Here is an 11,087-nt window from a genome sequence, read left to right on the forward strand (position 1 = left end):
GCCGCCTAACACGGCGCAGATCGCCGTGGTGTGACGCGAGGGGGCCGCACCCGCCGGGGGCGCCCCCTTCGCCGTGCGTGCCGGGCGGCTACTGGTGGACGGAGCCCGCCGAGAGCAGGCGCTCCAGCTCCTCCTCGCGCTCCTGGGCGGCCACGAAGAGCAGCTCGTCGCCGCCCTCCAGGGTGTCGTCCTTGCCCGGGACGAGCACCCGGCCCTCGCGGATGATGGTCACCAGCGCGGTGTCGGCGGGCCACGGCACGTCGCCCACCCGAGTGCCGACCAGCCCGGTGTCGGCCGCCAGGGTCAGCTCGACCAGGTTGGCGTTGCCCTGGCTGAAGCGCATCAGCCGGACGAGGTCGCCGACGCTGACGGCCTCCTCCACCAGGGCCGACATCAGACGCGGGGTGGACACCGCCACGTCCACGCCCCAGGACTCGTTGAAGAGCCACTCGTTCTTCGGGTTGTTGACCCGGGCGACCACCCGCGGCACGCCGTACTCGGTCTTGGCCAGCAGCGAGACGACCAGGTTCACCTTGTCGTCGCCGGTGGCGGCGATCACCACGTGACAGCGCTGCAGCGCCGCCTCGTCCAGCGAGGTGATCTCGCAGGCGTCGGCGAGCAGCCACTCGGCGAGCGGGACCCGCTCGACCGAGATCGAGTTCGGGTTCTTGTCGATGAGCAGGACCTCGTGGCCGTTCTCCAGCAGCTCGCCCGCGATCGAGCGGCCGACCGCACCGGCACCGGCAATGGCGACTCGCATCAGTGACCACCCTCCTCGGGGGCCTTCGCGAACGCGGCCTCGACCGCGTCCAGGTCGGAGCGGCGCAGGGTCACGTGCACGAGGTCGCCCTCCTGGATCACCATCTGCGCCGACGGCAGGACGCCCTCGCCGAGCCGGGTGACGAACGCCACGCGGACGCCGGCGGCCTCCTCCAGAGCGCTCAGCCGGTGCCCGATCCAGGCCGGCGCGTACGCCACCTCGGCGAGCTGGATGCTGCCGCTCGGGTCCTGCCAGAGCGGCTCGGCGCCGCTCGGCAGCAGCCGGCGCAGCATCTGGTCCGCCGTCCAGCGGACGGTGGCCACCGTGGGGATGCCCAGGCGCTGGTAGACCTCGGCGCGGCGCGGGTCGTAGATCCGGGCCGCGACGTGCTCCACGCCGAAGTTCTCCCGGGCCACCCGGGCGGCGATGATGTTCGAGTTGTCACCGCTGGAGACGGCGGCGAACGCCCCGGCCTCCTCGATGCCCGCCTCGCGGAGGGTGTCCTGGTCGAAGCCGACGCCGGTCACCCGGCGCCCGTTGAACCCGGCGCCCAGCCGGCGGAACGCCGTCGGGTCCTGGTCGACGACCGCTACCGAGTGACCCTGTTTCTCCAGGGCTCTCGCGAGGGCGGAGCCCACGCGGCCGCAGCCCATGATGACGATGTGCACGGTTCTTTACCTCACCCGGTCCGTTGGGGTCTTGACCTGCGCAAACACCGCTCATCATCCTTCCACACCCCCAATTTCGGGGGTGAATCGTCGTCTTCGCCTTCAACCCGGCGAACCGGGCCACACGGGTGTTGCCCGTATTGCCTCCATCCGACACGCTAGCCGGTCCGCCGAACAGAGTCGCGAGCAAGGGGGGCACCGGTCGTCGGCACCGCCGCCGGGAGCCCCTACGATTCTCTGCTGTGCCTATGCCTGCCGATCTCCCGAAACGCATCCTGATCGGGCGAGCGCTCCGCAGCGACAAGCTGGGTGAGACGCTCCTCCCGAAGCGGATCGCGCTGCCCGTGTTCGCCTCGGACGCGCTGTCCTCCGTCGCCTACGCCCCCGAGGAGATCCTCCTCACGCTGTCCCTCGCCGGGGCGTCCGCGATCCACTTCTCCTGGCAGATCGGCGTCGTCGTCGCCATCGTGATGCTCGCGGTGGTGGCGTCCTACCGGCAGAACGTCCACGCCTACCCGAGCGGCGGCGGCGACTACGAGGTCGCCACCGTCAACCACGGCCCGAACTCGGGCCTGGTGGTGGCGAGCGCCCTGCTGGTCGACTACATCCTCACCGTGGCGGTCTCCACCACCTCGGGCGTGGCCAACGTGGTCTCCGCGGTACCCGCGCTGCGCGGCCACGAGATGCTGCTCTCGGTCACGCTGGTCATCGTCCTCATGGGCATGAACCTGCGTGGCGTCCGCGAGTCCGGCAGCGCCTTCGCCGTCCCCACCTACGCCTTCATGATCGGCGTGATGGGCATGGTCGGCTACGGCCTCGTCCGGCACTTCGTCTTCGGTGCCGACATGAAGGCCGAGAGCTCGGGCTTCCACCTGGCCGCCACGCCGGGCAACGAGTCCCTGGCCGGGTTCGCGCTGGTCTTCCTGCTGCTCAAGGCGTTCTCCTCGGGCTGTGCCGCGCTCACCGGCGTGGAGGCCATCTCCAACGGCGTGCCGGCCTTCCGCAAGCCCAAGAGCAAGAACGCCGCGACCACGCTGCTGCTGATGGCGAGCATCGCCGTGGTGATGTTCATGGGCATCATCTACCTCGCCCACCTCACCAACACCCAGATGGCCGAGAACCCGGCCGAGCAGCTCGCCGGCGCGCCGCAGGGCTACCACCAGAAGACGGCCCTCGCCCAGATCAGCGAGGCGGTCTTCTCGAACTTCACGCCGGGCTTCTACTTCATCGCGGCCGTCACCGGCCTGATCCTGGTGCTCGCCGCCAACACCGCGTTCAACGGCTTCCCGGTGCTCGGCTCCATCCTCGCCCAGGACCGCTACCTGCCGCGCCAGCTGCACACCCGCGGCGACCGCCTGGCGTTCTCCAACGGCATCATCCTGCTGGCCGGCGCGGCGATCCTGTTCATCGTCGCCTTCGGCGCCGACCCCAACCGGCTGATCCAGCTGTACATCGTCGGCGTCTTCGTCTCGTTCAACATGAGCCAGTCCGGCATGATCCGGCACTGGACACGCCTGCTGCGCACCGAGACCGACCCGAAGAAGCGCGCCCACATGCAGCGCAGCCGGGCGATCAACACCTTCGGCCTGATCATGACCTCGGCGGTGCTCATCGTCGTCCTGGTCACCAAGATCGGCCACGCGTGGATCGCGATAGCGCTCATGGTCGTCCTCTTCGTGATGATGAAGGCCATCCGCCGCCACTACGACCGCGTCTCCGCCGAGCTGGTCGCCGCCGAGGAGCCCGAGGACGTCGCGCCCCCCACCCGGGTGCACGCCATCGTGCTGGTCTCCAAGCTGCACAAGCCCGCCCTGCGCGCCCTCGCGTACGCCCGCCTCGCCCGGGCGCAGACCCTGGAGGCCGTGACCGTCAACGTCGACCCGGCCGACACCGAGGCCCTGCGCAAGGACTGGGACGAGCGCGGCATCGAGGTGCCGCTGAAGGTCCTCGACTCGCCGTTCCGCGAGATCACCGGCCCGGTCCTGGAGTACGTCAAGAGCCTGCGCCGCAACAGCCCGCGCGACGTCGTCGCGGTCTACATCCCCGAGTACGTCGTCGGCCACTGGTACGAGCACCTGCTGCACAACCAGAGCGCGCTGCGCCTCAAGGGCCGCCTGCTGTTCAAGCCCGGAGTCATGGTGACGTCCGTACCCTGGCAGCTGGAGTCCTCCGAGCGGCGCAAGCCGCAGAAGGCGTGGTCGGCACCCGGTGCCGTCCGGCGCGGTGAGCCCAGGCACCAAGTGGCCCGGTCCCCCGAGGCGCGCGACTCCGCCACGATCGGCAGCAAGGACGGATCCCCGTGACCCGCAACAACCCGCCCCGCTCCTCCGGCCAGTCCGGAAAGGGCTCCGGCAAGTCCGGGAAGGGCTCCGGCAAGTCCGGTCGCACCGGCGCCCGGCCCGGGCAGGTCGCCCACCCGCGCTGGAGCAGCCGCCCGGAGCGGCCGGCCGCCACCGACCGCGAGGGCTTCAACGCGTTCACCGCGCCCCGGGCGCCGGGCGAGCCCGCCCCCGAGCGGGCCGACGCGCCCGCACCCGTCCGGGGCGACGGCGAGCGGGCCCGGCAGGGCCGTTCCGAGGGCACCGGACAGCGGAAGGGCCGCCCCGAGGGTGCCGGGCAGCGGCAGCGTCCGCGCAAGCAGGCCGTCCGTCCGCCCAGGGCGCTGCGCACCGCCGAGCCGGCCCTGCGGACGCCGTCCGGCGACCCGCTGGTCGGCGAGCGGTACGAGGTCGAGGTCGGGCCGGTCGCGCACGGCGGCGGCCACTGCGTGGCCCGGCACGAGGGCCGGGTGCTGTTCGTCCGGCACGCGCTGCCCGGCGAGCGCGTGATCGCCGAGGTCACCGAGGGCACCACCACCTCGCGCTTCCTGCGGGCCGACGCCGTGGAGGTGCTGGAGGCCGCCAAGGACCGGATCGCCGCGCCGTGCCCGTTCGCGGGCCCCGGCAAGTGCGGCGGCTGCGACTGGCAGCACGTCACCCCCGGTGGCCAGCGCAAGCTCAAGGGCCAGGTGCTGACCGAGCAGCTCGCCAAGCTGGCCGGGCTGACCCCGGCCGAGGCCGGCTGGGACGGCTCGGTCGAGCCGGTCGGCGGCAAGCTGCCGGCCGGCGAGGTGCCGGCCTGGCGCACCCGGGTGCAGTACGCCGTCGACCCGGAGACCGGGCGGCTCGGGCTGCGCAAGCACCGCTCGCACGACGTCCAGCCGGTCGACCGCTGCCTGATCGCCGCCGAGGGCGTCACCGAGCTGGGCGTCGAGTCCCGCCCGTGGCCCGGCGTGGCCTCGGTGGAGGCGGTTGCCGCGACCGGTTCCTCGGACCGTCAGGTGATCCTCCGGCCGGTGCCCGGCGCGCAGCTGCCGCTGGTCGAGCTCGACAAGCCGGTCTCCATCTCGCGCGTCGACGAGCAGGGCCTCTTCCACCGGGTGCACGGCCGGAACTTCGTCCGCGAGCGGGCCGCCGGGCGCACCTGGCGGGTGTCCGAGGGCGGTTTCTGGCAGATCCACCCGCAGGCGCCGGAGATCCTGGTGGAGGCCGTGCTGGACGGTCTCGACCCGCAGTGGGGCGAGATGGCGCTCGACCTGTACTGCGGTGTCGGCCTGTTCGCCGGCGCGCTGGCGGACCGGGTCGGCGAGGAGGGCGCGGTGCTCGGCATCGAGTCGTCCAAGCAGGCCGTCGTGGACGCCCGGCACAACCTGGCCGCCCTGGAGAACGTCCAGATCGAGTGCGACCGGGTGGAGAGCCTGCTGCCGCGGACGGGGATCACCTCCGCGGACCTGATCGTGCTCGACCCGCCGCGCGCCGGCGCGGGCCGGGAGACGGTCGCGCACCTGGCGGGCCTGTCCGCCCGGCGGATCGCCTACGTCGCCTGCGACCCGGCCGCCCTCGCGCGCGACCTGGCCTTCTTCCGCGAGGGCGGCTACCGCCCGGTCTCGCTGCGGGCCTTCGACCTGTTCCCGATGACCCACCACTTCGAGTGCGTGGCGATCCTGGAGCCGGTCGCGGGCTGAACCGGCCGGGCCGACCGGATCGGCCGAACCGCTGTCACCGGCGGGCGTGGAAGGAGGACTTCCGCGCCCGCCGGCGGCGTTCCCGGCGCGGGTGGCGGCCCGCTCGGTGCCGGGTGGCGGCGCCCTCGGTGTCCGGCGGCGGCGCGCTCGGTGCCTGACGGGTCGCCCGGGGTGGGGGGCCGGGAGGCGGCGGTGGCCGGGTTTCCCGTGGGGCGTGAACGGACATCTGAGGGGAGCGGGGACGGCGTGGGCGGCCGGAATGCGCCCTTGCTGTGCTAGCACTCCAGCGCTAGCTTGAATCCATGACCAAGAAGCAACTCAACGTCCGGGTGGACGCCACCACCGCCGAGATGGCCCGCGAGCGGGCCGAGCAGCAGGGGATCAGCATGAACCAGTACATCGAACGGCTCGTCCAGCAGGACATGGGCGAGGCCGGGCGGCTGTTCGTCGACGCCGCCGCCCAGTTCATGAAGGAGTACGAGACGGCCTTCCTGGCCGAGTTCGGCGAGCCCGGCGCCCAGGATGTGCGCCGTTGAAGCTTGAGGTCGACCTCTCATGGCTGCTCATGACCGCCGAGCAGTACACCCCGGGCGACCCGCAGGTCACCGACTACGGCTCCCTGCTCGCCGCGGTCGCCCGGCACCAGGCCGAGATCTTCGACATCGCGGTCTACCCCGAGCCGCACGACCGCGCGGCCGCCCTGATGCACCAGCTGATCCGCATCCCCTCGCTGGAGCGGAACAACGAGCTGTTCGCCACCGCCGTCGCGTACGCCTACCTGGTGGCCAGCGGCTGCACCGTGGCCACCACGGCCCGTGAGGTCCGCAGCCTCGCCCGCACGATCCGCGAGGGCAAGATCGGCGTCAGCGGCGTGGCCGAGCGCCTCGGCGCCTGGGTGGTCGAGGAGCCCGAGGAGGAAGAGGTCGGCGGGGACGACGACGAGGACACCGACACCGACTGAGCGACCGTCCGTCCTGCGACCGCGCCCGTGACGGCGCCCTCGGGCGGGAGCACCGGGTCAGGCACGGGGTGACCGGCGGGCTGGTTAGGCTGGGGTCCCGCCACCGACCCCGAGGAACGGCCGCACCTTGCTGCAGGACATCGAGCACCACCTGGCCTGCCCGCACTGCGCAGGGCCGCTCGCCCTCGACGGCCGCACCCTGCGGTGCCCGGCCGGGCACAGCTTCGACCAGGCCCGGCAGGGCTACGTCAGCCTGCTCGCCGCGGGCACCCACACCGGCACCGGGGACACCGCGGACATGGTCGCCGCACGCACCGACTTCCTCGCCGCCGGCCACTACCTGCCGATCGCCGAGGCCCTCGCCGACGCCGCAGCGGCCCTGGCCCCGGAGCAGGCCGCCGACGGCGGCCTCGTGGTCGACCTCGGCGCCGGCACCGGCTACTACCTCGCGCACGTGCTGGGCCGCCTCGACGGCGCCGCCGGCGCCGCCCTCGACATCTCCAAGTACGCCCTGCGCCGCGCGGCCAGGGCGCACCCGCGGATCGGCGCCGTGGTCTGCGACGCCTGGCGCCCGCTCCCGCTGCTCGACGGCTGCGCCGACCTCGTCCTCAACGTCTTCGCGCCGCGCAACGGTCCGGAGATCCGCCGGATCCTCGCCCCGGGCGGACGGCTCGCCGTCGTCGCCCCCACCACCCGCCACCTGCGCGAGCTCGTCGCCGCCCTCGGCCTGCTCTCGGTCGACGAGGAGAAGGAGCGCCGGATCGACGACAAGCTCGGCCCGTTCCTGACCCCGCTGGAGCGCACCGAGACCGAGTTCACCCTGCGGCTGTCCCACCGGGACGCCGCAGCCGTGGTCGGCATGGGCCCCAACGCCTGGCACACCGACCCCACCGGTCTCGCGGCCGCGATCGCCGCGCTCCCGGAGCCGGTCGAGGTCACCGGCTCGGTGCGCCTGTCCGTCTACGGCTGACGGTCCGTCCGGGCCTTCGGTGTGGTCCCGGTGGGCCGGTCATGCGGTGCCCGGTGCCCGGTAGTCCAGTGCCCGGTAATCCGGTGGGTGGTGCCCGGCGCCCGGCGGTTCGGTGTGTCGGGGCAGCCGCCCGGCGTACGGCGGGGTCCGGGGCGGGTGGCCGCCGCGGTCGCGCTGCGCCGTTCGTGTGAACCGCGCTGAGCAGGGACGTTTCGCCGCACCGGGCGGAAGCTAGGGTCCCCGGGTGACAAGCGAAGCCTCCTCCGACCTCCGGCCGGGGGCACCCCCGACGGCCGGCGCCCCGACCGTCCGCACGCCCCGCCGCCCAGCCGTGGAGGAGCTCCGGCTCACCTCCTTCAAGTCCTACCGCCGCACCACGCTGCCGCTCTCCGCGCTGACGGTGCTCCACGGACCGTCCGGGGTCGGCAAGTCGAACGCGCTGGACGCGCTGGCGGTGCTGTCGCGGCTCGCCATCGGGGAGGAGATCCGGCCGTCCCTGGACGGGATCGGCGGCACCACGGGCCCGCTGGCCGGGCCCGTTCGGGGCGGACTGCTCGGCTGCGTCCCGCACGGCCGCAACGCGATCATCCTGGGCTGCACCGTCCGCTCCTGCGACGGGCCGATCAGGCTGGAGCTCGTCGTCCGCACCGACGACCGGGTCCGGGTCGCCCGGGAGCGGCTCACCCTGGACGGCCGGACGCTCGTCGAGACCGGCGAGCAGGATGTCCGGAACGGCCGGGTCAACGTCACCTGGCACAACGACACCAGGCAGGGCGACATCCGCGCCCCGTTCCCCAGCGACTCCCTGATCACCGCGCAGATCCCGCTGCGGGTGGCCGGCTCCTCGCCGGGCGAGCGCACCGTGCTGGCCGCCGCCGAACAGCTGCTCACCGCACTGCGCGAGGTGTTCCCGCTGCACCCCGTGCCGGCCGCGATGCGCAGCTGGACCAGGCCCGAGCCGCAGGCGCGCCTGGTGGGCACCGCCTCCAACATCTCCGCCGTGCTGGCCAGGCTGGAGGGCGAGTGCAGCCGGCGGTACGGGCGACTGCTGAAGGCCGTTCAGGCGGCCGCGCCGCACCCGCTGCTGGGCCTCGACGTCGCCCGCCGCGGCAGTGACGCGCAGGAGCGCCTGATGGCGGTCTTCGACGAGGGCGTGCTCGGCCGTACCGGCGCGGACCAGGCCTCGGACGGCATGCTGCGGCTGCTCGCCTTCGCGGCCGTGCTGCTCACCGGCGCCGGAGTGCTGGACGTCGACGCGGCGGCCGAGGTGCCGCCCGCGCACCGCCAGCTGACCGTCCTCGCCGAGGACATCGGGGCCGGGCTGGGTGCCGAACAGACCGCCTCGCTGCTGCGGGTGGCGCGGGACGTCTGCGCCAAGGAGGACGTCCGGCTGCTCGCCGCCCTCCAGGACCCGGGGCCCGCCCGGGAGACCGACGGGGTCCGGCTGGTCGAGTGCCGGCGCGATCCGGCCAGCGGCCACAGCGTGCTGGTGCTGCCGGAGACCGCCCGGCCGCCGCAGGCCGCGGACGGGCACCCGGGCGGGGAGGGGCGGCCGCCGGGCGACGCGCCCCGCGTGCCGCCGCAGGGCGGGCGTCCGGAGGAGGGGGCGTCCGGCGATCCGGCCGGGCACGGGTAGCGCCGGCAACGGCCGTGCGGGTCACGACGCCCGGACATCGGGTACACCTGGGTCGTGACCGATGATCTCCCCGGCCGCTCGGCCGGCTCCTCCGATTCCTCCGACGCACCCGACTCTCCGGCCGCCCGTCCCGGGACGGACTCGCTGGTGCGGCTGCAGCGGCGGCTGAACGAGTTCGCCGCGGCCCGCCACTGGCAGCCGTACCACACGCCGAAGAACCTCGCGGCGGCCCTCAGTGTGGAGGCGGCCGAACTGCTGGAGATCTTCCAGTGGCTGACGCCCGAGCAGGCCGCGGCGGTGATGGCGCGGCCCGAGCGCGCCGACCGGGTCCGCGACGAGGTCGCCGACGTGCTCGCCTACCTGCTGCAGTTCTGCACGGCGGTCGGTGTCGATCCGGCGGCGGCGCTGGCGGCCAAGATCGAGCGCAACGAGCTGCGCTTCCCGGTGGCGGGCGGTGCTCCGGAATCCGCTCCGGAATCCGCTCCGGGGACGGCGCCGGAGGCGGAGTGGGGGGCGGCTCCGACGGCGGCTCCCGGGGTGCCGCGTGCGGGCGACGAGGAGGGGACGGCCCGGTAGGACAAGCCCTTGATCGGTCCGGTCCGTGATCGGAATCCGGCACTCCTTCCCTCGTACGGGTGCAGCCCGTTGTCCACAGGGGCCGGTTGTCCACAGCCTTCGGCGGTGGCCCGGGCCGTGGCGCTGCCGGGCACCACGCTGTGCGTCGTGACCCACCGTCGATGACGACGGTCCGACGTGAGCGAGGGGAGCGCGCCATGGATGCGCTGCGACTGATCAAGACCGCCCGGCATGCGCTGGCCGAGGCCAGGACGGTGCCCGACGTGCTGGTCGAGGCCTGGCAGGCGGGCCTGCTGACGGAGGCGGTCGGCGGCCGGATCGCCGACCGCGAGACGGGCGAGCTCGCGGCGCTCGGCCAACTGCTCTGCGACGCGGGATCCCACGCCGCGGGCTGCCTGGGCCAACCGCCCGACGATCCCGGCGGCACCGCCGGCTGGTCCGCCGCGGACTGGACGGGGTGCGGCCGGGCCGAGCGCCTCGACGACCTCGGCGAACTCGAACCGGTGCTCGTCGATCTCGGCCTGCTGCTGCACGAGGTGGCCGAGACCCTCGTGGTGCTCGCCTGCGGCGCGGACGCCGAGGGGCTCTACTGGCGCTGCATCGACGGAGTGGACTCCGGATCGGAGTGCAAGGACCTGGTCGCCGAACTGCTGCGCACCGTCCGCCGGGCGAACGGCGCCGCCGCCATCGAGGACATCGGGGCCCCCGCGGATCCCGCGGCGGCCGCGGACGACTGCCGGGGGAGCACGGAGGGGGTCGACGGGCCGGACGGCCGCGCCGACACCGAGGCGTTCGACGACCTCGGCGATCCCGGCGATCCCGGTGGCCCCGGCGAGCCGGCCGACCTCGGTGAACGGGACGGGCGTCCGGGGGTCGGCCCGCTCCCCGACCGGCGCCGTGCGGTGCTCCCTCCCCTCGCCGTCCGGCTCGGCCCTCCGGCCGCCGTACCGGCCGGGCCGACGCCACGGGGGTCGGCATGCGCGCCGGAGGAGCGGGGCGGCAATGCCGTGCTCGTCCTCGGAGGTGCGGCGTGTCAGCGCTGAGGGCCGTCCTGGGCCTCGTCCGGGCCGGGTGCCCGGGTGGCCGAGGCGTGCAGGTCGGCGCCGAGCCCGGCGAGGTTCGCACTGACCGTCGCCAGCAGCTCCTCCATGTGCTGGAGGAGGCTCTTCGAGGCCTCCGCCGCGGAGAGGTCGCGGGCCGTCGACTCCTGCGGGCCGGCCGACTCCTCGGGCGTCGGCTCGGACATGGGCTGGGACATGAGAGGCCCCTTCCAGCTCGGTGGTGCGGTGCGCAGCGCCGGGTGCCGGCGCCGCCCGTCCAACGACCCCCGCCTCGGCGCGGTCACCTCGCACCACCCGTTGTGGTCCAAACGCGGGCCGGCTGTCGCTCCCACGGGTGATCAAGGTTTGCGCCCGGTACGGGCCTCGGCCACGGCCCGACACGGCAGCCGGGGCGCGCGGGGGGGGGGGGGGCGACCGCCCGCGCCCCCCCCGCGCCGCGGGGGCGGAGGTTG

At 74.1% G+C, this 11,087-nt stretch carries 10 protein-coding genes and 1 pseudogene; 8 read left to right on the forward strand and 3 right to left on the reverse strand.

Features of this window, described 5'->3' with window-relative positions:
- Window positions 1-88 precede the first annotated feature (88 nt).
- A complete protein-coding gene (locus ACFV0G_RS16360; protein WP_380547184.1) occupies window positions 89-760 on the reverse strand; it encodes a potassium channel family protein in 672 nt (223 codons plus the stop codon).
- Window positions 760-1,428 carry a potassium channel family protein gene (locus ACFV0G_RS16365; RefSeq protein WP_380547186.1) on the reverse strand — a complete coding sequence of 223 codons (669 nt, stop codon included), beginning with the start codon at window positions 1,426-1,428 and terminating at the stop codon, window positions 760-762. The genes ACFV0G_RS16360 and ACFV0G_RS16365 overlap by 1 nt, the downstream gene beginning before the upstream one ends.
- Window positions 1,429-1,676: 248 nt before the next feature.
- Here ACFV0G_RS16365 and ACFV0G_RS16370 point away from each other — a divergent pair, with 248 nt between their 5' ends.
- The 8 genes and pseudogenes from ACFV0G_RS16370 (at window position 1,677) to ACFV0G_RS16405 (ending at window position 10,617) form a co-directional block, all read left to right on the forward strand.
- A complete protein-coding gene (locus ACFV0G_RS16370; protein ID WP_380547188.1) occupies window positions 1,677-3,731 on the forward strand; it encodes an APC family permease in 2,055 nt (684 codons plus the stop codon).
- Between the two features lie 380 nt (window positions 3,732-4,111).
- Window positions 4,112-5,431, forward strand: a complete 1,320-nt coding sequence (locus tag ACFV0G_RS16375; RefSeq protein WP_380547199.1) for a class I SAM-dependent RNA methyltransferase — start codon at window positions 4,112-4,114, stop codon at window positions 5,429-5,431.
- 302 nt (window positions 5,432-5,733) lie between these two features.
- Window positions 5,734-5,967, forward strand: a complete 234-nt coding sequence (locus tag ACFV0G_RS16380; protein WP_100890148.1) for a toxin-antitoxin system HicB family antitoxin — start codon at window positions 5,734-5,736, stop codon at window positions 5,965-5,967.
- A gap of 29 nt (window positions 5,968-5,996) precedes the next feature.
- Window positions 5,997-6,392 carry a fic family toxin-antitoxin system, toxin component gene (locus ACFV0G_RS16385; protein WP_380547201.1) on the forward strand — a complete coding sequence of 132 codons (396 nt, stop codon included), beginning with the start codon at window positions 5,997-5,999 and terminating at the stop codon, window positions 6,390-6,392.
- 127 nt (window positions 6,393-6,519) lie between these two features.
- Window positions 6,520-7,362: a putative RNA methyltransferase gene (locus tag ACFV0G_RS16390; protein ID WP_380547191.1), complete on the forward strand. Its 843-nt coding sequence runs from the start codon at window positions 6,520-6,522 to the stop codon at window positions 7,360-7,362.
- A 244-nt stretch (window positions 7,363-7,606) separates the two neighbouring features.
- Window positions 7,607-8,998, forward strand: a complete 1,392-nt coding sequence (locus ACFV0G_RS16395; RefSeq protein ID WP_380547193.1) for an AAA family ATPase — start codon at window positions 7,607-7,609, stop codon at window positions 8,996-8,998.
- Between the two features lie 153 nt (window positions 8,999-9,151).
- A pseudogene (locus tag ACFV0G_RS16400) lies at window positions 9,152-9,463 on the forward strand (nucleotide pyrophosphohydrolase); the annotation flags it as partial.
- A gap of 308 nt (window positions 9,464-9,771) precedes the next feature.
- Window positions 9,772-10,617, forward strand: a complete 846-nt coding sequence (locus tag ACFV0G_RS16405) for a DUF6099 family protein (RefSeq protein WP_380547195.1) — start codon at window positions 9,772-9,774, stop codon at window positions 10,615-10,617.
- On the opposite strand, the gene ACFV0G_RS16410 is transcribed toward ACFV0G_RS16405, so the two are convergent.
- A complete protein-coding gene (locus ACFV0G_RS16410; protein WP_380547197.1) occupies window positions 10,608-10,832 on the reverse strand; it encodes a hypothetical protein in 225 nt (74 codons plus the stop codon). The two genes, ACFV0G_RS16405 and ACFV0G_RS16410, sit on opposite strands and share 10 nt — an antisense overlap.
- Between the last annotated feature and the right edge of the window lie 255 nt (window positions 10,833-11,087).

The sequence above is a fragment of the Kitasatospora sp. NPDC059571 genome, assembly GCF_042735675.1.
Taxonomy (GTDB): Bacteria; Actinomycetota; Actinomycetes; order Streptomycetales; family Streptomycetaceae; genus Kitasatospora.